The sequence below is a fragment of the Kosakonia sp. S42 genome, from assembly GCF_016624785.1.
Taxonomy (GTDB): Bacteria; Pseudomonadota; Gammaproteobacteria; order Enterobacterales; family Enterobacteriaceae; genus Kosakonia; species Kosakonia cowanii.
This window is the reverse complement of sequence record NZ_JACVTW010000010.1, coordinates 92,759-113,726: the sequence shown is the minus strand read 5'-3', so window position 1 is coordinate 113,726 and position 20,968 is coordinate 92,759. Positions and strand designations below refer to the sequence as shown.

Sequence of the window (20,968 nt, the reverse complement as noted above, 5' to 3'; positions counted from 1 at the left end):
TCCGCTCCTGCACAGAGCGGACAATGAGTGCTTTTAATAGCGTTTAAGGCCTTGAGCACAGGCAAACCACTACGACTGGTTTCACCTGCCACAACGGCTATCACTCTGTCGATGTCAACGCGCCCTGCCGGGCGAGCGCAATCTTCTCAATCTGGCTCATGTGCGCACTTCCCCATGCGCACAGTGGGGCGAGACTATTGGCGAGGCTGACGCCGAATTCGGTAAGCGAGTATTCGACTTTGGGCGGAATAGTCTGGTAGTCGATGCGCTGAACCACGCCGTCGGCCTGCAACTCCTTCAACTGCTGAATAAGCATTTTGTCACTGACGCCAGCAACCGCGCGTTTCAGCTCACCATAGCGACGGGTGTCATACGCCAGATGGAACAGGATCAAAGGCTTCCACTTACCGCCGATTACAGCCAGCGCTGCGTCCAGACCACATGTAAATGAGGGTGTCATCGGGTTTCCTCTGGTACTTACCAAAAGGTGCATACTATACCAAAAGTAATTTCCCGTCTAAAGTGCAGCTGTCGGCAAATCACTTAAGGAGACGCTTATGTCCAGACTCACAGGCAAGACAGCATTGATTACAGGTGGAAGCACGGGGATCGGCCTTGCAAGCGCTATACGCTTCGCCGCAGAAGGCGCACGCGTCTATATCGCAGGACGTCGCCAGGCCGAGATCGATAAGGCAATAGCCAAAATTGGTCATGGCGCGACGGGAATCCGTTGTGATGTCTCCAGCCTGGCGGATCTCGACCATCTCTACGCGCAGATCAAGAGCGAAGCAGGTCAGCTCGATATCCTGTTCGCAAACGCTGGCTTAGGAACGTTCGCTCCGCTGGGCGAGATCAGCGAAGCGGACTTTGACCACATGTTCGGCGTCAACGTGAAGGGGACGCTGTTTACGGTTCAGAAGGCGCTTCCGCTCATGGGCGCTGGCGGCTCGATCATCCTGACCGGGTCAACCACAGGTTCAATGGGAACGCCCGCTTTCAGCATCTACAGCGCGACGAAGGCGGCAATCAGAAACTTCGCCAGAAGCTGGGCCCTCGATCTGAAGGGAACCGGTATTCGCATCAATGTGCTCTCACCCGGCGGTACGGAAACCCCAGGGTTGCTCGACCTGTTCGGGGCCAGTGGACAGTCGGAAGCGTTGCTCGCGGGCCTGGCAGCACAAACGCCGCTTGGCCGCATCGGCCGCCCGGAAGAGACGGCCGCCGTTGCCTTGTTCCTGGCAAGCGATGAGAGCAGCTTCATGACGGGCAGCGAAGTCTTCGTCGATGGCGGCATGGCTCAGGTGTGAACAATTCAGGCGCTCCGATAAGCGCCGGGGTGCCTGTAAGCATAAATCGCTGGTATGAGTTTACGACTGAGAGGTGAAAGTGACCCCGAGGCTGAACCAAAAAACGTGAACTTTTAGATTCGCATTTTTGTTAAAGGATTTTCTCATTGGGATCTGGATCGTTGAAAGCTATGCGGGTAAGTGCTTGAATAATGGCGGAGAGAGGGGGATTTGAACCCCCGGTAGAGTTGCCCCTACTCCGGTTTTCGAGACCGGTCCGTTCAGCCGCTCCGGCATCTCTCCGTTCAGATAGTTGCCATCATGCCAGGAAATTTGGCATTTTAACAGACCCAGTCCCGTTGATTTGGTTCAAGTGGCGAGTTTGCGAGCAAAACGATGATTAAGTGGCCCTGGAAAATCCGGGAGACTGCCGATGAAGCAGATCTTCCCTGGCAAGATGCGTTAAAAGTCCCCGTATTAGCGAATTTATCGCCCGACGACCAAAACAGAATGGTTCAGCTGGCCGACCGTTTTTTGCAGCAAAAGCGCCTGGTGGCGCTGCAGGGATTCGATTTGGACGCGCTGAAAAGCGCGCGCATCAGCCTGCTGTTTTGCCTGCCGGTGCTGGAGCTGGGCCTCGAATGGCTGGATGGCTTTCACGAAGTGCTGATCTACCCTGCCCCTTTTATCGTTGATGATGAGTGGGAGGACGATTTCGGCCTCGTACATAATCAGCGTATGGTCCACTCCGGGCAGAGCTGGCAGCAGGGCCCTATCGTGCTTAACTGGCTCGACATTCAGGACTCCTTTGACGCCTCCGGTTACAACCTGATTATTCATGAAGTAGCGCACAAGCTTGATATGCGCAACGGCGATCGCGCCAGCGGCATTCCGCTGATCCCGCTGCGCGATGTGGCGGGCTGGGAGCACGATCTGCGTGCCGCCATGGAGAATATTCAGGATGAGATCGATCTTGTCGGCGAAAGCGCCGCCAGCATTGATGCCTATGCCGCCACCGACCCCGCCGAGTGTTTCGCGGTGCTGTCGGAGTATTTCTTTAGCGCGCCAGAGCTGTTTGCCCCGCGTTTCCCTGCCCTGTGGCAGCGCTTCTGCCACTTCTATCAGCAGGATCCCTTAAGCCGCCTGCGCGATCAGCCAGGCAGCTACGGTGAAGAGACGAATCCGGTGCATTAATTACAGTCCTGGATGTTAATTAGCCAATTGAATCAGCATGTTAAATTTAGTGTTGACACTAAAGTACGGGGTCAGTAGTATTCGCCCCGTTCACACGATTCCTCTGTAGTTCAGTCGGTAGAACGGCGGACTGTTAATCCGTATGTCACTGGTTCGAGTCCAGTCAGAGGAGCCAAATTTAAGAAGCCCGCTTTTTAGCGGGCTTTTTGCTTTTTATTCTTTACCCTCCCCCAGCCAAACACGACTTATTAAGCCGCTGTGCCTCTAACGTTATAAATTTGTAACAAAAGTTTTTTAGACTGCTCTCCATTGCGACGCAAGCCTATGGAAATCACAGGAAAACGATATGAGCAGACCCCTTAAATCGGTGTTCAAGCAAGAGCACAGTGATGAGATCAGTAACCCAAGCCACAACGCCGCGTTTTCAGAGGTGGTCAGCGCGTTTATGTCACGCCGCCGCTTTCTGCAAATGGGGATGGTCGCCGGCGCGGCGGTCTCATTCCCCTCTTTACTGATGCCAGAAAACGCCTTCGCGGCGATGCCGAAACCGTCCGCCTTAGCGAAAGCGATGTCGCTCGGCTTCACCAGCCTTCCCGTCTCGACCGCCGATAATGTCACGGTACCGGAAGGCTACATCGCCCGCCCCTTCTATCGCTGGGGCGATGCCGTGGGCTTAAAAGGCAATCTGCCGGAGTTTAAATTCGACGCCAGCAACACCACCGATGAGCAGGCGGCGCAGGCCGGTATGCACCATGACGGTATGGCGTGGTTTAGCCTGCCGCAGGGCGAAGAGAACCCGGCGCACGGTCTGCTGGCGCTCAACCATGAGTACATTGATAACGGCATGCTGTTCAAAGACGGGACCGCCAACTGGGATCTCGATAAGGCGCGTAAAGGGCAAAACGCGATGGGCGTGTCGGTTATTGAGGTGAAAAAAGCGGATGCGGGCTGGCAAGTCGTTCGCCCCTCAAGCTTTGCCCGCCGTATTACCGTCAATACGCCGATGCAGCTGAGCGGCCCGGCACGTCACCAGCCGCTGATGAAAACCGCTGCCGATCCGCAGGGTGAACAGGTGCTGGGCACCATGCAAAACTGCGCCAATGGCCGTACCCCTTGGGGCACCTATCTCACCTGCGAAGAGAACTGGTCAGATATTTTTGTCAAAAAAGCACCGCTCAACGCGCTGGAGAAGCGCTACGGCATCAGCGACAGCGATGAGTCCTACCGCTGGAACGAAGTGGATGAGCGCTTTAGCGTCGACAAAACCCCCAACGAGCCAAACCGCTTCGGCTGGGTTGTGGAGATCGACCCTTACGATCCGACCTCGACGCCGCGCAAACATACCGCTTTAGGCCGCTTCAAGCATGAAGGTGCCGCCGTGACGCTGGCGGCGGATAACCGCGTGGTGGTCTATATGGGCGACGACCAGAAGTTTGAATACATCTATAAATTCATCTCTGAGAACAAATATGACCCGAGCGATCGCAAGGCGAATATGAATCTTCTGGAGTCAGGCACGCTCTACGTCGCCAAATTTAATGAAGATGGCTCCGGCGACTGGCTGCCGCTGATCTTCGGCGAAAACGGGCTTGATCAAAGCAACGGCTTCGACAACCAGGGCGATCTGCTGATCAAGACCCGCCTTGCTGCCGATAAGGTAGGCGCAACCAAAATGGATCGCCCGGAGTGGATCGCGGTCGATACCCACGCGAAAGGCAGCGTCTACTGCACGCTAACCAACAACTCCGATCGCGGCAAAGAGGGCAAAGCGCCGGTGGATGCGGCCAACCCGCGCGCCAATAACCAGTTCGGCCATATCATGCACTGGCGCGAAGAGAACGCCGATCCGGCGTCAGCCAAATTTAAGTGGGATATCCTGGTGCTCGCCGGGCGCACGGACAGTGACGACCCGAAAGTGAAAGGCTCAATGAAAGGCGCGGAGTTCGGCAGCCCGGACGGGCTCTCCTTCGATCATCGTGGCGTACTCTGGATCCAGACCGATGTCTCCTCCAGCACCATCAATAAAAAAGCCTATGAAGGGATGGGCAATAACCAGATGGTGGCAACCATTCCGGGGAGCAATGATTATCGTCGCTTCCTGACCGGGCCGCGCGGGTGTGAAATTACCGGTATTGCCTTTACACCGGACAACCGCACGCTGTTTATCAATATCCAGCATCCCGGTGAAGGCGGTGATGACATCACCGATCCCAATAATCCGCACGCCATCTCTAACTGGCCGGATTTCAAAGCCGATGGACGACCGCGCTCCTCTACGGTGGTGATCACCAAATCCGACGGCGGCATTATTGGTACCTGATACCGTTAAAGAAAAAGCCCGCATGATGTGCGGGCTTTTTGCGTTTATGAGCAGCGAAAATCGCGGATTATGCCGCGTTACTCGTTGCCCCACGCATTGAGGAAGTTAGCGATCTCATCAATGCGGCTCTCTTTGAGGCCGGCTTCGCGGGCCATCTCTTGCTGCGCCTCTTCGCTGATCTCTTCATTGTTGGACAAGCGGGTCAGCAACAGCTGGAAGTAGTGCGCCACCGCGTCACGCTCGGACTCGCTCACCGGCGTCGCGGACTCCGTCGAATACTCATCGGCGATGTCATAAAACTTCAGCGGAATATCGTGGTTCATAAGGGATCCTTAAAAGCAGCAGATAACGTCAAACTTTAAGCAGTTTCACCGTCGCGTCGATATCGATCTCATCTTCCGTAAAGATAAGCGTTGAGCCCTGGAAGGTGGTGATCGCCAGCTTTTTCAGCGTACGCATCTCCCCTGGCTTGATATCAGATTTTGGCCGGATGCTGCTCATCAGCACCCCGACCGAGAGCACCGGGCTCTCTTTATCGATACGGGTATCAGCAGGCACTTCTTCGTTGAAGACAACATAAGATTTGATCGAGGTGAGCTTCAGGCGCTCGCCAGCGATAAAAATATACTTGCTGTCCGGCACCACTTTTACCGCATAGGCCGAGAGGCCTTTACTGTTGGTGGTGGGTTCAAACGTCACCGCCGCATCTTTTTTAATCAGCTCTGGGTTGGCGACTTTGATCACATGGAAATAGCGGTTCTCACCGTTCTCATCTTTGATAAATCCAAAACCTTTCTCTTTAAACCAGGTTGTGATTTTTCCGTTCATCGCCTTACCGCCTGTTGACTCGTTGTTCTGTGCTATTTTTGCCGCGCGCAGTGTAAAGCACATTGCCCGCGCAGACCACGCTTTTGGCCCGATATTCTTCTGCGCGCCTTACCACATCAGATCGTCAGGCACTTTGAAGTCGGCATACGGATCGTCTTCATCCTGCGCTTCCTGGCTCAGTGCACTGTTGAGCACAATGCTGTCGGCATCGCGCTGGGCAATTTTATCAGCCACGCTTGCGGGAATAATTGCGTACTCCGGCTCGCTGCGGTTTTCCGTCATCAGACGGGCAATCGCCAGACGGCCGCTAATCAGCTGCGCCTGCGTCACCTTATCGACGACGATTTTTTTGATCAGGTTGTTATCGGTGAAGTTGAAGTTGATATCGCCTCTGTTGATGGTGATGCGGTTCATCTCAATCAGCTGCTTCACCTGCGCTTTATACTCTTTGGCGAGCGTCGCCTGCTTCTGCTGCTCGTTAAGCTGCTTATCACGCTCAAGCTGCGCCTTTTTATTCTCTTCTACCGCTTCTCTCGCCTCACGCGCCTGCACGCGGGACTTCTTCGCCGTGCGCTGCACTTTGGCCATCTTTTTGCTGTTGACCAGCCCTGCCTGCAGGAGCTGCTCTTGTAAGGTAAGTTTTGCCATTTTCGCTTCTGAATCCGTTAACAAATTTCCCGGATTATAGCGGGAATTGTTAAGGATATACCAGGCGCAGGATCAGACCGCTTAACGCTGTCAGGTACGACATCTGTGTAAAAGGGTTTTCTCGCGCGGGCTGTCGCTGTAGTCTCAAGGGCGGCCTTAATTTTGCCGCATACGATGTGAGTAATCCTTTCCCTGGTTTTAATAATAAAAAATTGCAAGATGTAAGGAACAGACAGGACAGCTATGGACTCCACACTCATTCCCCCCCGACCCGATGAGCAGACCCCATCCTCCCACCGCGCACGCCGTGCTGCATGGGGCAGCTTTGCGGGCGCCGTGGTCGACTGGTTCGATTTTTTACTCTACGGCATCACCGCCGCGCTGGTGTTTAACAGCGAATTTTTCCCGCAGATCGACCCGGCAATGGGCACGCTTGCCGCTTTTGCTACCTTTGGCGTCGGCTTTCTGTTCCGCCCACTCGGCGGCATCGTCTTCGGCCATTTCGGCGACCGCTTAGGACGTAAGCGGATGTTGATGATGACCGTCTGGATGATGGGCATTGCCACCGCCTGCATTGGCATACTCCCCTCTTTCGCCACCATTGGCTGGTGGGCGCCGGTATTGCTGGTGACTCTGCGCGCCATTCAGGGCTTCGCCGTTGGCGGTGAATGGGGCGGCGCGGCGCTGCTGGCGGTGGAGAGCGCTCCGGCCGGTAAGAAAGCCTTTTATAGTAGCGGCATTCAGGTGGGCTATGGCGTCGGCCTGCTGCTCTCTACCGGGCTGGTTTCGCTGATCAGCACGCTGACCACCGATGAGCAGTTCCTGAGCTGGGGCTGGCGTCTGCCGTTCCTGTTCAGCATTGTGCTGGTGCTTGGCGCGCTGTGGGTGCGTAATGGCATGGAAGAGTCGGTCGAGTTTGAACGCGCGCAGGCAGAAAAACCTATTGAGGCGAAAACCCGCCCGCCGGTGTTTGAAGCGCTGGTTCGCCATCCGGGCGCGTTTCTTAAGATTATCGCCCTGCGGCTGTGCGAACTGCTGACCATGTATATCGTCACCGCCTTTGCGCTTAACTACTCCACGCAAAACCTGGGCATGCCGCGCGAGCTATTTCTCAATATCGGGCTGCTGGTGGGCGGCGTCAGCTGCTTTACTATCCCGCTCTTCGCCTGGATGGCAGATCGCTTCGGGCGTCGGCGTATCTATATTACCGGTGCCCTGCTCGGGGCTATGAGCGCCTTCCCCTTCTTTATGGCGCTCGAAGCACGCTCTATTCTTGGCGTAGTTATCTTCTCCATTTTGCTGGCGAATATCGCCCACGATATGGTGGTCTGCGTCCAACAGCCGATGTTCACCGAGATGTTTGGCGCAGGTTACCGCTACAGCGGCGCGGGTGTCGGGTATCAGGTCGCAAGCGTGGTCGGCGGTGGCTTTACACCGTTTATCGCCGCCGCGCTTTTAACCTTCTCCGGCGGTGAGTGGCACAGCGTGGCGATCTACCTGATGGCGGGTTGCTTACTTTCGGCAGTGACGGCGATATTTATCAGGCCGCAGGTGCACTAAGCCGATAAAAAAGCCTGCGTCTGCGCAGGCTTTTTTTTGGCGTTAAATCTGGTAATCAATCGCCGCTTCATCCGGCTCCATCACCTGGCGTTTGATCTCATCGACCGACAACCCGGCATTACAGAGTTCAATAAAGCGCCAGACATAGTTGCGCTGCAACTGACCGCGCTTTAAGCCCAGCCAGACGGTATTGGCATCGAAAAGATGCCGGGTATCGAGGCGCACCAGTTTCCCCGTTTCATGCTCACCGCTGGACTGCTCAGCCACCAGCCCGACGCCGAGACCCAGCTCGACATAGGTTTTGATCACATCGGAGTCCTGCGCGCTCAGCACCACGTCGGGAATTAACCCTTTGCGGGAAAAAGCTTCATCAATGCGCGAGCGCCCGGTGATGCCCTGACGATAGGTAATAAGCGGCCAGCGGCAGATCTCCTCCAGCGTCAGCGGTGAGGCCTGCGCCAGCGGATGATCCTGAGGCACCAGCAGACTGTGATGCCAGCGGAACCACGGGAAAGCGACCAGCGCGCTGTCATTGCTTAAGCGCTCGCTGGCGATACCGATATCTGCGCCGCCGTTATGCAGCAGGGTTTCAATCTCCTGCGGCGTCCCCTGGATGAGCTCAAGGCGAACCTCAGGAAAGAGCGCGCGGAAGGATTTGATTACCGACGGCAGGCTGTAACGCGCCTGCGTATGGGTGGTTGCGATGGTTAAAACACCGGAGGTGTCATTAGTGAAGAGGTCAGCGAGCCTGCGGACGTTGCTCGCCTCGTTAAGAATGCGCTCGGCAATCACCAGCAGCGCTTTGCCCGGCTCGGTCATGCCCAGTAATCGCTTGCCGCGGCGAATGAAGATCTCAATCCCCAGCTCCTCTTCAAGCTCGCGGATATGTCGACTCACGCCGGACTGCGACGTATACAGCATATTGGCGACTTCCGTCAGGTTGTAATCCCGCCGCGCCGCCTCACGGATAATTTTAAGTTGCTGGAAGTTCACCCTTCGCTCCTGGCCCATCAATCATGACGTTATTGTTAAAGTCTGCGGCCAGGCAGAACAAATAATAAAAACCAGCAACTTATACTTTTAAGGAATAAAGACTAGCTTGCCAGTTGCAGCTCGCGGTTCTCCATCGTCGGACGGCTGACCAGCGACAGCAGAATGTCTTTCACCGCTTGCGCCTGTGGTGACATGCTGCCGCGTGCAGAGACATTCAGCGACAACGGCAGGCTCATTGATGGCGTGGTAATGCGCGCCATCCAGCCGTTTGTGGCGCTACAGAGCGAACGCGCGGCGGATTCCGGCAGCACCGTCACGCCCATTCCACTGGCGATCGCCGCCGTCAGAGTGGCAATCGACTCAATCTCACCGATGATCTTCGCCGTCAGGCGGCGCAGGGAGAAGGCTTCATCCACCCGTAAACGCACGGCGCTGTAATCGCGCGGCAGGAAGAGATTGAGTTCAGCAACCGCCGCCAGATCGACGCTCTGCCCCGGGCAATCCCGCGTGCCGACGAGGTAGAGATCCTCTTTCAGCAGCGGCAGGCTATTAATCCCGGCACCCGGCGCGCGCTCGTAGAGCACTGCCATATCGAGCTGGCCGTTTAACAATTTGTCGTTCAGCACCGTGCCGCTGTTTTCATGCAGATAAACGGTCACTTCCGGCAACTCGGCGCGCACTGCTTGCAGTAGCGGCATGGTCACCGAAGATGCCGCCGTGCCGGGCGCGAGGCCAATCGATACCTGGCCGCGCAGTGTCTGGCCGACGTTGTGCACCGCCAGCTGCGCTTGTTCACACTGGCGCAGAATGGTGCGCGCATGGGTATAGAGGATCTTGCCCGCTTCTGTCGGCGTGACGCCGCGCTTGGTGCGGATCAGCAACTGTTGATCCATCTCGCCTTCCAGCGTTGCGACCTGCTGGCTCAGCGCAGGCTGCGCAATATGTAACACTTCAGCGGCCTGTGTCAGGCTGCCAATATCGACGATTTTTACGAAGTACTTCAGGCGTCTTAAGTTCATTTTGCCTCCTGTAAGGATTACCCATGCCAACGCTAAGAGTGATGATGTTGGGAGAGTTGCAATATGCTTGCCACATTTCCTGAGATGAATAAAAGGAGAGTTAAGCGGCTGGATAATAAGCCTTTCTAATCGCTACGGGATAAATAGAGGATGAAACAGCGGTTTGCTTATGCCCCATAAGGGGTAATTTGCACCAGCGCGGTGCAAAACAGCGCCAAAAGCGGCGCAAATGGGCGCGGGATGAACAGATTGCCCAATTTGTCAGCAAACGGTCATCTCATTGCAATCCACCCTTTGACAAGGCCGATGGTCATCGATAATATGCGCCCCGTTCACACGATTCCTCTGTAGTTCAGTCGGTAGAACGGCGGACTGTTAATCCGTATGTCACTGGTTCGAGTCCAGTCAGAGGAGCCAGATTTAGAAAAGCCCGCTTTTAAGCGGGCTTTTTGCTTTTCTGCATCAGCCGCCCTGCTCCATCGGCAGGTTCTGTCGGCTTCGGCTCCACGCTTTATAGCGCGCCGGTGACATACCGGTCACCGCGCTGAACGCCCGTCTGAAAACCGTCTCATCCTGATATCCGCAAGCAAAGGCCACCTGGCTGACGCTGTTGCCGGGCACTTCAAGCAGCGTTATCGCGCTCTCAATGCGCACACGAGTGATGAAACTTTTCGGGCTCTCCTGCAGCAGATCGCGCATTTTCCGGTGCAGCGTGCGCGGCGTCATATTAAGCGCGGCGGCAAGTTGCTCAACGGTTATCGCCGGGTTCTGGTAGCGCACCAGATTTTCGGCTTTGGTTAATAGCGGGTCGACGGAGTTGAGAAAGCCTTTAGGCGCATAGAGCTGCTGGGAGAGTGGCTGGCTGTCGGCAACCGCCATATCCGCCATCAGGCGGGCGATCTCTTTTCCGGCGTGGTTAGCGACAATATGCAGCGTTAAATCCACCCACGACAGCGGCCCGCCGGTGGTGATGACATTGCGATCCTCGGCCAGCGCTTTTCCCCACACCGGTTTTGCCCGCGGGTAGCGTTCGCGAAACGAATGAAACAGCCACCAGGTGGTGGTGCAGATCCTGTCGCTTAACAATCCCGCCTCGCCTAGCACAAAGCCGCCCGCACAGGCCCCCGCCACCACGCTTCCCTTGGCATAGCAGCCTTTAACCCACTGCGCGGCCTGCGCAACCGCTTCTGCGTCAATGGGGTGCTTATCCTCATTCAGCTTCATGCCGCTGGCGATAATCAGATCCGGGCGCTCGTCAAACCCACCATCGCTCTCAATCATTCGCCCCTGCGCATCCGGTACGGCTTTGCCTGTGGCCGTTACGATCTGCGTTTCAAAAGGCGCGGTGGCGTGCTGATTTTGCCCGATAACCTGATTTGCCAGCCAGAACATATCCGTTAACCCCGCCAGTGCTGAACGCATACTGCCGGGTAATGCCAGAAGCGCAACGCGCATACCTCACCTCATCACTCTGTCCGATTTTGCATTATAGATGTCAAATAAGACACTACTCGCCCGCCGCAGATTCTTTCACACTCTTCCCAACTTCTCCTCCACTGATTAAGGGCTGGCAATGTGGCGCAACTTCATGCTGTTAACCATGCGGGTTTTTCTCCTGCTAGTGATGACCGTTTTTTCCGCCCAGGCAAAGGAACAGATCATGCCTGATATTGTTCTGGTACACGGCGCGTTTACGGACGGCTCCAGTTGGTCGGCAGTGATGGCGCGGCTACAGGCGATGGGCTATCACGTGACGGCGGTGCAAAACCCTCTTACCTCGCTGAAGGATGATGTTAACGCCACGCGCGCAGTTATTGCCCGCCAGCCTGGTGATGTTTTGCTGGTCGGCCACTCGTGGGCGGGCGCGGTGATTAGCGAAGCGGGTAACGATCCGCGTGTCAAAGGGCTGGTCTACCTCTCGGCACTAGTGCCGGACAGCCACGAGTCTGTCGCGGACTTGCTGACGCGTTTACACGCGCCGATGACGGGTTTATCTGCCGACGAACAGGGGCTGATCTGGCTCGACGACCCGGCACTGTTTCATAAGGTGATGGCAAACGACCTCTCCCGCCAGCGGGCGCAGCTGCTTGCCGCCGCACAGCAGCCGATTGCCGCACGCGCCTTTACCGACACCCTCACCCATGCTGCCTGGCACGATAAACCGTCGTGGTATCTGGTGACCGAAAATGACGCCGCCCTCAACCCAACCGTGCAAAACGCACTGGCAAAAGCGATCGGCGCGACGCGCGTTTCACTCTACTCCAGCCATCTGTCGATGATCTCTCATGCCGATCGCGTGGCTGAGTTTATCGATCGGGCTGCCCGCTCTCTTCCCTGAACCAGAGGCTATTGGTATGAACATCCTGCACATTGATTCGAGCTTTAATCACGCGCACTCCGTCTCGCGCCTGCTCTCCCGGGAGATTGTCGACCGGCTGATGCAAAGCGGGCGCTATGACGAGGTGGTTTATCGTGATGTTGTTGACGACGAGATAAGCCATCTCACCGCGCCCATCGCCGCCGGCTTCCGGCCGGTGGCAGAGAGCGATCTCTCGGCCGATGTCGCCGTTGAGCACCGTCTCTCCGAAGCGCTGGTCGCGGAGTTTCTGGCAAGCGATCTGATTGTTATCGGTGCGCCGATGTACAACTTCTCCATTCCGAGCCAGCTGAAAGCGTGGCTGGATCGCCTTGCCCAGCCGGGCAAAACCTTCAGCTACACCGCGCAGGGCCCGGTCGGGCTTGCCGGTGATAAGCGGGTGATTATCGCCTCTTCGCGCGGCGGCTTTTACCACGATACGCCACTGGCGGAGATGGATTTCCAGGAGCGCTACCTCAACGCCTTTTTTGGTTTCCTCGGCATTACCAACGTCGCGTTTGTGCGCGCGGAGGGGATCTCGAAAGGAGATGCAGTGAAAGAGCGTGAAATTCAGCGCGCTATCGCCTCAGTGGCCGATGTCATTAACCCTTAAGGAGCCGCAGATGTTATACGCAGTGACATTACGCTGGATAACCTCGCCTGAGCGGCTGGAGCCGTGGCGCGAAGGGCATAAAACATGGCTGGTGGAAGGATTTCAGCAAGGGATGGTGATTGTCGCCGGCCCGCTAAGCGACAACTCCGGCGGCTTTATCCTTATGCAGGCGCAGGATGAGAAACAGATTGAGGCTTATCTCCAGCGCGATCCCTTTATTATCAATGCCCTCGTCTCGGTAGATCGGGTCGCAGTTGAGCCGGGGCTGCGCTCAGTGGATTTTCCTGCACAGTGGGCAGCCGCAGCGAAAGCTGTATAGCGAGCAGGCTTAGGGTAAAGTTTTGCGCCACTTTGCCGATAACTCAGTGCGGCGTTTATTTCGCCGTGCTGAGCGATGTTGCTCGACAACAAAAGGATGATCGACATGGATCCAATTCAGATCGCATCATTAGCCAGCAGCCTTGATTCTTATCAGCTCGATAACCAGGTGAACACCCTGGTGCTGAAAAAGGCGCTGGATACGCAACAAACTATTGCAACGGATCTGATCAAACAGATCCCGCAGTTGCCTTCTAATCCGGCTATCGGTCGTACCATTAATACGACTGCCTGACGGATTTGCCCGCCTTGTGCGGGCATTTTTCTCTCCCCTCATCCCTTGCCTCTTCTCCCCGTCCGGCGTAGGCTTAAGCTAATTAAAACCAATCGGTCTAAATTATGGATGGCGATAATACATTGACGCAAAAGCCGCGTCGTGGCCGCCCGCCGCAAAAGGCACGCGACTTTACCGACACCCGCCAGGCGCTGATCCGCTCGGGTCTGGAGGTGCTGACAGAAACCGGCTATCTCGCCGCCGGGATCGATGCGGTAATCAAAAATATCGCCGTACCTAAGGGATCGTTTTACCACTGCTTTAAGAGCAAAGAGGCGTTTGGTATGGCGGTGCTTGAGGCCTACGGGGCCTTCTTCGCCCACAAACTCGACACGTTTCTGCTTAATACGTCACATACGCCTCTTCAACGGCTGGACGCCTTTGTCCATCACGGCGGTGAAGGAATGGCGAAGTATGATTTCCGCCGCGGATGCCTGGTCGGCAACCTGTTGCAGGAGACGCCGCTGTTACCCGATGCCTTTCCGGAGCAGCTAAAAACCATTCTGCACGACTGGGAGTGCCGCGTGGCAGCGTGCCTGCGCGAGGCGCAAGCCTGCGGCGAACTGCCGCAACAGGCATCGCCCGGGGCGCTGGCCAGCCTCTTCTGGTCCGGCTGGGAGGGTGCGGTGATGCGCGCCAAACTCTTTCGCAGCGCAGAGCCGCTCGACCACTTCTGGGCATTCTTCCGCCAACATATTCAAATAACACCTGCAGAGCCGGCATTACGCCGAAATCCACCCCTCATGACGAGGAAAACGCAGTTATGAAAGCATTAGTTCTGGAACAACATGAGAAACAGACCCTCGCCGCGGTGCAAGAGATCGCCCTGCCGGATCTTGCCGAGGGCGAGGTAAAAGTCGATATCGACTGGTCCTGCCTCAACTACAAAGATGCGCTGGCGATCACCGGCAAAGGCAAAATCGTGCGTCAGTTCCCGATGGTGCCGGGCATCGATTTCGCCGGTCGCGTCAGTGAAAGCCGCGATGCGCGCTACACGCCAGGCCAGGCAGTGATCCTCACCGGCTGGGGCGTGGGGGAAAACCACTGGGGCGGCCTGGCAACCCAGGCCTGCGTGAAGGGCGACTGGCTGGTACCGCTGCCGCAGAGCCTGAGCGCGCGCAATGCGATGATCATCGGCACCGCCGGTTTTACCGCCATGCTCTGCGTTAACGCGCTGCAAGAGGCGGGCGTAAAACCGCAGGATGGCACAGTGCTGGTTACTGGTGCCAGCGGTGGCGTCGGCAGCACGGCAGTTGTCTTGCTGAAAGCGCTGGGCTACCGCGTTGCGGCGGTGACGGGTCGCGAATCAACCCATGCGTTTCTGCGCCAGCTGGGTGCCGATGAGATCCTGCCAAGAAGTGAGTTTGACGAGACGCGCCCGCTGGAGAAGCAGCTCTGGGCAGGCGCGGTCGATACGGTTGGCAGCAAGGTGCTGGCAAAAGTGCTGGCGCAGACCACCTATGGCGGCTGCGTGGCGGCCTGCGGTCTGGCGGGCGGTTTCGATCTGCCGACCAGCGTAATGCCGTTTATTCTGCGCAATGTGCGTCTGCAAGGGGTTGACTCGGTGATGGTGCCAACTGAACAGCGCAGCGCCGTCTGGGAGAAGCTGGCAAGCACGCTGCCAGAGAGCTATTACCAGCAGGCCGCAACAGAGATCGCGCTCGAACAGGTCCCTGCCACCGCAGCCGAATTCCTAAACAACAATATTCATGGCCGTACGCTGGTCAACATCCACGCGTAACCCGCTTCCGGCGTGCGCTGGCGCGCCGGATCTTTTCTCCCCCCGTTTCTTCCGAATCACTGGCCAGCAACTTTCGTTTCACAAAGTCGTGACATATTATCGGTAGAGCCGTAACGCAGATAAGGAGATAAAAATGACCAACGAGGGTGCAAATCTGACCCCGGAACAGGCGCTGGATCAGCTGGAAGCGCTGTATGACCGCTCCGTCAATGCCCTTCGCGAGGCGATTGGTGTCTATATTGAGAAAGGTGAGCTTCCTGACGTTGAAGCGCGTGAAAAAGGGCTGTTCGTCTACCCGCAGTTATCAGTGAGCTGGAACGGCAGTGCAAGCAAACCGTCGAAAACCCGCGCTTATGCACGCTTTACCCATGCGGGCCGCTACTCCACCACCATTACCCGCCCGTCGCTGTTTCGCGCCTATCTTATCGAGCAGCTCACGCTGCTGTGCCAGGATTATGGTGCGCAGATCGAGGTTGGCCTGTCGGCCCACGAGATCCCTTATCCGTATGTGATAGACGGTTCAGAGCTGACGCTGGATCGCTCAATGAGCGCCGGCCTGACGCGCTTTTTCCCGACCACTGAGCTGGCGCAGATTGGCGATGAGACGGCAGATGGCCTGTTCCATCCGACCGAACTCTACCCGCTGTCGCACTTCGACGCCCGCCGCGTCGACTTCTCGCTGGCACGCCTGCGCCACTACACCGGTACGCAGGTCGAACATTTCCAGCCGTTTGTGCTGTTTACCAACTACACCCGCTATGTGGATGAGTTTGTGCGCTGGGGTTGCAGCCAGATCCTCGATCCCGATAGCCCCTATATCGCCCTCTCCTGCGCGGGCGGCCACTGGATCACCGCCGACACCGAAGCACCGGAACAGGCCATTTCCGATCTGGCGTGGAAGAAGCACCAAATGCCCGCCTGGCACTTAGTCACGGCAGACGGTCAGGGTATTACGCTGATCAATATTGGCGTTGGCCCGTCGAATGCGAAAACCATCTGCGATCACCTGGCGGTGCTGCGCCCGGATGTCTGGCTGATGATTGGTCACTGCGGCGGCCTACGCGAGAGCCAGCAGATTGGTGATTATGTGCTGGCGCACGCCTACCTGCGTGATGATCATGTTCTTGATGCAGTCCTGCCGCCGGACATCCCGATTCCGAGCATCGCCGAAGTGCAGCGCGCGCTGTATGACGCCACCAAAGAGGTGAGCGAGATGCCCGGCGAAGAGGTGAAACAGCGCCTGCGCACCGGCACGGTGGTTACCACCGACGATCGCAACTGGGAGCTACGCTACTCCGCCTCTGCCCTGCGTTTCAACCTGAGCCGCGCGGTAGCGATTGATATGGAGAGCGCGACCATTGCCGCGCAGGGTTATCGCTTCCGTGTACCTTACGGTACGCTGCTCTGCGTATCGGACAAGCCGCTGCACGGTGAGATCAAGCTGCCCGGCCAGGCGAACCGCTTCTACGAAGGGGCGATTTCCGAGCACCTGCAAATCGGTATTCGCGCCATCGACCTGCTGCGCGCCGAAGGCGATCGCCTCCATTCGCGTAAGCTGCGCACCTTTAACGAACCCCCTTTCCGATAAACCTGCCTCTCTCACCGCCAGTTTCGGCTGGCGGTGAACAGCTCGTTTGTGAGAATACACAAGCCATTCGCCCGCGCGGAGCGCGACAAAAGGTAATATCGACAGTGAGCTGATTGAGCGGGTTGTGATTGGTGAAGGGCAAAAACTGAGACGGCGAGATGACCGAAATATAAAAAGCAAAAAGCCTGCTCGTAAGCAGGCTTCTTAAATTTGGCTCCTCTGACTGGACTCGAACCAGTGACATACGGATTAACAGTCCGCCGTTCTACCGACTGAACTACAGAGGAATCGTGTGAACGGGGCGAATATTAGCGGTGCCCCCACGCCATGTCAAAGCCTGATTTCACATTTTGGCGCGTTTGCCGAATTATTCTCCATTTTGCGCAGAAATGGCCCGTTCCGTCGGCGTTTTCTGCGGCTTAGGATACTTCCACAGCCAGCGACCGCTGACCATTCGCCAGTAGAAAAGCGCACCGCGCACCGCCCAGTCAAGGAACATTCCCAGCCAGACGCCGACCACGCCCATACCTAACACGATACCGAGCGTATACCCCGCCACGACGCGACAGCCCCACATGCCGAGCATCGACACCCACATCGCGAAACGGGCATCGCGCGCGCCTTTCAGCCCCGCGGGCAACACCCACGAGGCCGCCCAGATTGGCATAAATGCGGCGTTAAGCCATAAAAGCACCTTCACGACCTCTTTTACATCCTCTTCATGGGTGTAAAACGCGGCGAACCAGCCAGCAAAAGGCGCGGTTCCCCAGGCAATCGCTGTCAGTAACAGCGTCGAGAGCCAGAAGACATGGCGCAGCTGGCGTTCGGCCTGAGCTATCTGCCCTTTGCCAAGCCGTTTACCAGTAATGATCGTCGAGGCTGAGCCGAGCGCGTTACCGGGAAGGTTAATCAGCGCCGCCACAGAGAAAGCGATAAAGTTCCCGGCAATCACGTTGGTGCCCATGCCGGCGACGAACATCTGCGTCAACAGTTTACCGCCGTTAAACAGTACCGATTCGATACTGGCGGGAATGCCGATGCCCATCACTTCCCAGATAATATTGAAGTTCAGCTTCTCGAAATAGCTTTTGAGCGGGATGCGTAGCGACGGGTTAAAGCCAATCATCAGCACCCAGATAATCGCCACCGCGCCGATATAACGCGAAATGGTCAACCCGAGCCCCGCACCCGCAAATCCCATTCCCTGCCAGCCAAATGCACCGTAGATCAGCGCGCTACTGATGATGATATTGAGAATATTCATGCCGCCGTTAATCAGCAGCGGGATTTTGGTGTTACCTGCGCCGCGCAGCGCGCCACTGCCAATCAGCGCAATCGCCGCCGCCGGATAGCTCAGCACCGTTAACTCAAGGTAGGTAAGCGCCAGATCTTTCACCGGCTGGGTTGCCGCTCCGGCAATAACATCAATAATTTCACGGCCGAAGTAGTGGATCACCGCTGCCAGCACGATGGCGAACAGCGTCATGATCATCAGCGACTGCCGCGTTGCTGACCTCGCCCGCTCGGCGTCGAGTTTGCCAAGGCTGAAGGCCACCACCACTGTGGTACCGAGATCGATAGCGGCAAAAAAGGCCATTACCACCATGTTAAAGCTGTCGGCAAGGCCCACGCCCGCCATCGCCTCTTTGCCCAGCCAGCTCACGAGGAAGGTGCTGAGCACGCCCATCATCAGCACACAGGTGTTTTCGAGGAAGATCGGCACCGCAAGCGGGGTGATTTCCCGCCAGAAGAGCACACGATAGCTTTTACGCTTTCTATACCAGGGGGTACGCATGACGGCCTGGCGAAGGGGGGTGACGACGTTCAAAATAGTCCTTGCCGCAAAAGATGAAATTACATTTCAAATGATGGGGGAGAAATGGTGATCCTGCAAAGCAATTCAGCATAAATTGGTGTCAATACATGCAAATCGCTGATGGAATCAGCAGTTGACTCCCCTCCCCTGAAATGGGGTTTGACAAAAGATTTTTCGCCGCTAAGATAAGCCTCCACACGATTCCTCTGTAGTTCAGTCGGTAGAACGGCGGACTGTTAATCCGTATGTCACTGGTTCGAGTCCAGTCAGAGGAGCCACATTTAAGAAGCCCGCTCAGGGAAACCCGAGCGGGCTTTTTGCATTCTGCGCAGTCAGGTCAACGCAGATGCCCATCTATATCGCCGAGCGCCGCAATCTGATCTTCGCGGTAACCTGCATCGCGCAGCGGTTGCAGCACATCAGCCATCAGATCCGGCACATAACCGATTAGCACATCACCCGCATCATGCAGAGTGACCTCATCCAGCGCCGCGGGCAGCAGCAGCGATGCCGCCCTGCCAACCGGGACGCTGACGCCGTTTGCCTCAACGGTTAACGGCGCACCAAGGTTAGTGAGAATACGCGCGCTGTTGAAATGAAAACGTTGCGTCTGGCTGAACGACCAGCGCTCCAGCGCAAAATAGGGCCCGGCGCAGCAGAAGAGCCGCGTCAGATCTGGCGCGTCGAGCACCAGCCCAGGCTGCGGCTGGCAGCGCAGTTCCGGGCGCAGCTCCTGTAACAGCGCATCGATATTGCGCTCCCACTCCTGCTGGCTCAGGCGCGAGCCATCCTCCATTCGCCACGGCATGGCGTGCTGCTGGATATCCGAGGTCTGCTCGATTTCATAAATCAGCGTATCGGGGCCGAAACTGTGCAGCATGCCGCCGGGCACGTAAAAGGTATCACCCGTTTTCACCGGCACGCGGTGCATCACCGCATCGTAATCCTCGGCCAGCAGCGCCGCTTTCAGCCGCGCATTATCAACGCCCTCGCGCACGCCGAGCAGACAGGTCGCGTTTTCCGCCGCCCACAGAATGTACCAGGCTTCGGTTTTGCCATTGGGCTGCTGCTCAAGGGCCTGCGCGACTTTATCGTTGGCATGCAGATGCACCGGCAGCATCCCGCTGCCGTCGATGAACTTGCTCAGCAGCGGAAAATACGGGCCGCGCCAGCCGGCTGCCACCATCTCATCGGGATAGCGCTCCACCAGTTCACGCAGGCTGCAACCTGCATATTCACCGTTAACCACCGAGGCGATCATGCCGTCAACGTCGCTGATCTCCCAGGTTTCCGCGATGCGTGAATCGGGCAGATCCGCTTTGCCCAACTGCTGCTTAATGCGTTGCCCACCGAAGATATGCGTGGCAACTGGCACACTGAGCGCCAGAGGATAAGCCTTCATCACGTCTCCTTGCCTGTCAGATAACTGCAACGCCACCAGTGACGGCAATGGTCGCACCAGAGATATAGCTCGCTTCATCGCTGGCTAACATCACGTAGGATGAGGCGAGTTCAGCAGGCTGCCCCATACGCTCAAGCGGGACTTCACTACCAAAGCTTTCAACCTGCTCAGGTGGCATGGTCGCCGGGATAAGCGGCGTCCAGATAGGGCCTGGCGCAACGGCGTTTGAACGGATGCCCTTCTCAGCCAGCAGCGCAGCGAGGCTGCCGGAGAAGTTGATAATCGCCGCTTTGGTCGCCGAGTAAGCAATCAGTTTCGGCTTCGGCTGATCGGCATTTACCGAGGCCGTGTTGATGATCGACCCACCGGCCGGCATATGCGGTACCGCCGCCTTGCAGATATAGAACATGGCGTAGAGATTGGTTTTCATGGTGCGGTCGAATTCGTCGTCGCTTATCTCATCAAGCGACTCGCGCGTCATCTGGTAGGCAGCGTTATTCACCACGATGTCGATCTTGCCGAATTGCTCCACCGTCTGCGCCACAATATTGCGGCAATGTTCAGCATTCGTGATGTCGCCCGCAATCAAGACGGCTTTCTGCCCTGCCTTTTCAACCCACTGTGCGGTGTCTTTCGCATCATCATGCTCATCGAGATAGGAGATCACCACGTCTGCGCCCTCGCGGGCATAGGCGATGGCAACCGCCCGGCCAATACCAGAGTCACCGCCGGTGATAATGGCGGTTTTGCCTTTCAGGCGGCCCGAGCCTTGATAATCCGCTTCACCGTGATCGGGTTTCGGTTCCATCTTTAAAAAACTGCCGGGCCACTGTTGTTGTTGCGCGTGTTGAGGATTTTGTGGACGGTCTGTCATACCTTATCTCCTTGTGTGGGGGCGAAATCGCCTGCAAAAAACGAAGCGTTTCACCGCGCGGAAATGACGTTATGTCGT

22 protein-coding genes and 5 tRNA genes are annotated in these 20,968 nt (G+C 56.8%); 14 read left to right on the top strand and 13 right to left on the bottom strand.

The window, feature by feature from the left end:
• Positions 1–100: 100 nt before the first annotated feature.
• Positions 101–460 (bottom strand): helix-turn-helix domain-containing protein, encoded by a 360-nt coding sequence (locus IAE50_RS13840; RefSeq protein WP_200133909.1) that lies wholly within the window; start codon positions 458–460, stop codon positions 101–103.
• Between the two features lie 97 nt (positions 461–557).
• On the opposite strand from IAE50_RS13840, the gene IAE50_RS13835 reads away from it, so the two are divergent.
• Complete coding sequence (locus IAE50_RS13835; RefSeq protein WP_200580499.1) at positions 558–1,307, top strand: SDR family NAD(P)-dependent oxidoreductase; 750 nt, start codon at positions 558–560, stop codon at positions 1,305–1,307.
• Between the two features lie 192 nt (positions 1,308–1,499).
• On the opposite strand, the gene IAE50_RS13830 is transcribed toward IAE50_RS13835, so the two are convergent.
• A tRNA-Ser gene (locus tag IAE50_RS13830) sits at positions 1,500–1,589 on the bottom strand.
• A gap of 93 nt (positions 1,590–1,682) precedes the next feature.
• On the opposite strand from IAE50_RS13830, the gene mtfA reads away from it, so the two are divergent.
• The 3 genes from mtfA (at position 1,683) to IAE50_RS13815 (ending at position 4,800) form a co-directional block, all read left to right on the top strand.
• Positions 1,683–2,480, top strand: coding sequence for a DgsA anti-repressor MtfA (gene mtfA, locus IAE50_RS13825; protein ID WP_200580498.1), 798 nt, complete (start codon positions 1,683–1,685; stop codon positions 2,478–2,480).
• A gap of 99 nt (positions 2,481–2,579) precedes the next feature.
• Positions 2,580–2,655 (top strand) — tRNA-Asn (locus IAE50_RS13820).
• Between the two features lie 171 nt (positions 2,656–2,826).
• Positions 2,827–4,800, top strand: a complete 1,974-nt coding sequence (locus IAE50_RS13815; RefSeq protein ID WP_200580497.1) for a PhoX family phosphatase — start codon at positions 2,827–2,829, stop codon at positions 4,798–4,800.
• A gap of 77 nt (positions 4,801–4,877) precedes the next feature.
• Here the strand turns inward: IAE50_RS13815 and IAE50_RS13810 are convergent, their stop codons facing one another.
• The 3 genes from IAE50_RS13810 to IAE50_RS13800 form a co-directional block, all read right to left on the bottom strand.
• Positions 4,878–5,123 (bottom strand): YmjA family protein, encoded by a 246-nt coding sequence (locus IAE50_RS13810; RefSeq protein WP_094420860.1) that lies wholly within the window; start codon positions 5,121–5,123, stop codon positions 4,878–4,880.
• 28 nt (positions 5,124–5,151) lie between these two features.
• Complete coding sequence (locus IAE50_RS13805) at positions 5,152–5,628, bottom strand: cold-shock protein (protein ID WP_200580496.1); 477 nt, start codon at positions 5,626–5,628, stop codon at positions 5,152–5,154.
• A 108-nt stretch (positions 5,629–5,736) separates the two neighbouring features.
• The gene (locus tag IAE50_RS13800) at positions 5,737–6,276 is read right to left on the bottom strand and encodes a DUF2058 domain-containing protein (RefSeq protein ID WP_042712065.1); all 540 of its coding nucleotides are present in this window, start codon (positions 6,274–6,276) and stop codon (positions 5,737–5,739) included.
• Positions 6,277–6,519: 243 nt separating this feature from the next.
• Here IAE50_RS13800 and shiA point away from each other — a divergent pair, with 243 nt between their 5' ends.
• Positions 6,520–7,836 carry a shikimate transporter gene (gene shiA / locus IAE50_RS13795; RefSeq protein ID WP_200580495.1) on the top strand — a complete coding sequence of 439 codons (1,317 nt, stop codon included), beginning with the start codon at positions 6,520–6,522 and terminating at the stop codon, positions 7,834–7,836.
• Between the two features lie 42 nt (positions 7,837–7,878).
• Here the strand turns inward: shiA and cbl are convergent, their stop codons facing one another.
• Together cbl and nac are read right to left on the bottom strand one after the other, a co-directional pair.
• On the bottom strand, positions 7,879–8,829 hold the full coding sequence (cbl, locus tag IAE50_RS13790; RefSeq protein WP_200580494.1) for an HTH-type transcriptional regulator Cbl: 951 nt from the start codon (positions 8,827–8,829) through the stop codon (positions 7,879–7,881).
• Positions 8,830–8,930: 101 nt separating this feature from the next.
• Positions 8,931–9,848, bottom strand: coding sequence for a nitrogen assimilation transcriptional regulator NAC (gene nac / locus IAE50_RS13785; RefSeq protein ID WP_054803190.1), 918 nt, complete (start codon positions 9,846–9,848; stop codon positions 8,931–8,933).
• A gap of 341 nt (positions 9,849–10,189) precedes the next feature.
• Between nac and IAE50_RS13780 the strand changes: the two genes are divergently transcribed.
• Positions 10,190–10,265 (top strand) — tRNA-Asn (locus IAE50_RS13780).
• 45 nt (positions 10,266–10,310) lie between these two features.
• Here the strand turns inward: IAE50_RS13780 and IAE50_RS13775 are convergent.
• On the bottom strand, positions 10,311–11,303 hold the full coding sequence (locus tag IAE50_RS13775; protein WP_200580493.1) for a GlxA family transcriptional regulator: 993 nt from the start codon (positions 11,301–11,303) through the stop codon (positions 10,311–10,313).
• Positions 11,304–11,421: 118 nt separating this feature from the next.
• Here IAE50_RS13775 and IAE50_RS13770 point away from each other — a divergent pair, with 118 nt between their 5' ends.
• The 7 genes from IAE50_RS13770 to IAE50_RS13740 all read left to right on the top strand — a co-directional run bounded on the left by IAE50_RS13770 (position 11,422) and on the right by IAE50_RS13740 (position 16,798).
• Positions 11,422–12,186: an alpha/beta fold hydrolase gene (locus tag IAE50_RS13770; RefSeq protein WP_200580492.1), complete on the top strand. Its 765-nt coding sequence runs from the start codon at positions 11,422–11,424 to the stop codon at positions 12,184–12,186.
• A gap of 16 nt (positions 12,187–12,202) precedes the next feature.
• Positions 12,203–12,817, top strand: a complete 615-nt coding sequence (locus IAE50_RS13765; protein ID WP_200580491.1) for an FMN-dependent NADH-azoreductase — start codon at positions 12,203–12,205, stop codon at positions 12,815–12,817.
• A gap of 10 nt (positions 12,818–12,827) precedes the next feature.
• On the top strand, positions 12,828–13,136 hold the full coding sequence (locus tag IAE50_RS13760; protein ID WP_200580490.1) for a YciI family protein: 309 nt from the start codon (positions 12,828–12,830) through the stop codon (positions 13,134–13,136).
• Positions 13,137–13,241: 105 nt separating this feature from the next.
• Positions 13,242–13,430 (top strand): YjfB family protein, encoded by a 189-nt coding sequence (locus IAE50_RS13755; RefSeq protein ID WP_054803193.1) that lies wholly within the window; start codon positions 13,242–13,244, stop codon positions 13,428–13,430.
• A gap of 104 nt (positions 13,431–13,534) precedes the next feature.
• On the top strand, positions 13,535–14,236 hold the full coding sequence (locus IAE50_RS13750; protein ID WP_200580489.1) for a TetR/AcrR family transcriptional regulator: 702 nt from the start codon (positions 13,535–13,537) through the stop codon (positions 14,234–14,236).
• On the top strand, positions 14,233–15,210 hold the full coding sequence (locus IAE50_RS13745) for an MDR family oxidoreductase (RefSeq protein ID WP_200580488.1): 978 nt from the start codon (positions 14,233–14,235) through the stop codon (positions 15,208–15,210). The genes IAE50_RS13750 and IAE50_RS13745 overlap by 4 nt, the downstream gene beginning before the upstream one ends.
• Positions 15,211–15,343: 133 nt before the next feature.
• Positions 15,344–16,798, top strand: a complete 1,455-nt coding sequence (locus IAE50_RS13740) for an AMP nucleosidase (RefSeq protein WP_023479170.1) — start codon at positions 15,344–15,346, stop codon at positions 16,796–16,798.
• Positions 16,799–17,009: 211 nt separating this feature from the next.
• On the opposite strand, the gene IAE50_RS13735 is transcribed toward IAE50_RS13740, so the two are convergent.
• The 3 genes from IAE50_RS13735 to IAE50_RS26740 all read right to left on the bottom strand — a co-directional run bounded on the left by IAE50_RS13735 (position 17,010) and on the right by IAE50_RS26740 (position 18,811).
• A tRNA-Asn gene (locus IAE50_RS13735) sits at positions 17,010–17,085 on the bottom strand.
• A gap of 80 nt (positions 17,086–17,165) precedes the next feature.
• On the bottom strand, positions 17,166–18,653 hold the full coding sequence (locus tag IAE50_RS13730) for an EmmdR/YeeO family multidrug/toxin efflux MATE transporter (RefSeq protein ID WP_139965323.1): 1,488 nt from the start codon (positions 18,651–18,653) through the stop codon (positions 17,166–17,168).
• Complete coding sequence (locus IAE50_RS26740) at positions 18,653–18,811, bottom strand: DUF5951 family protein (protein ID WP_219846320.1); 159 nt, start codon at positions 18,809–18,811, stop codon at positions 18,653–18,655. The genes IAE50_RS13730 and IAE50_RS26740 overlap by 1 nt, the downstream gene beginning before the upstream one ends.
• Positions 18,812–18,816: 5 nt before the next feature.
• Here IAE50_RS26740 and IAE50_RS13725 point away from each other — a divergent pair.
• A tRNA-Asn gene (locus IAE50_RS13725) sits at positions 18,817–18,892 on the top strand.
• A 59-nt stretch (positions 18,893–18,951) separates the two neighbouring features.
• Here the strand turns inward: IAE50_RS13725 and IAE50_RS13720 are convergent.
• Both IAE50_RS13720 and IAE50_RS13715 read right to left on the bottom strand, forming a co-directional pair.
• On the bottom strand, positions 18,952–20,016 hold the full coding sequence (locus IAE50_RS13720) for a class I mannose-6-phosphate isomerase (protein WP_200580487.1): 1,065 nt from the start codon (positions 20,014–20,016) through the stop codon (positions 18,952–18,954).
• Positions 20,017–20,032: 16 nt separating this feature from the next.
• The gene (locus IAE50_RS13715) at positions 20,033–20,890 is read right to left on the bottom strand and encodes an SDR family oxidoreductase (protein WP_200580486.1); all 858 of its coding nucleotides are present in this window, start codon (positions 20,888–20,890) and stop codon (positions 20,033–20,035) included.
• Between the last annotated feature and the right edge of the window lie 78 nt (positions 20,891–20,968).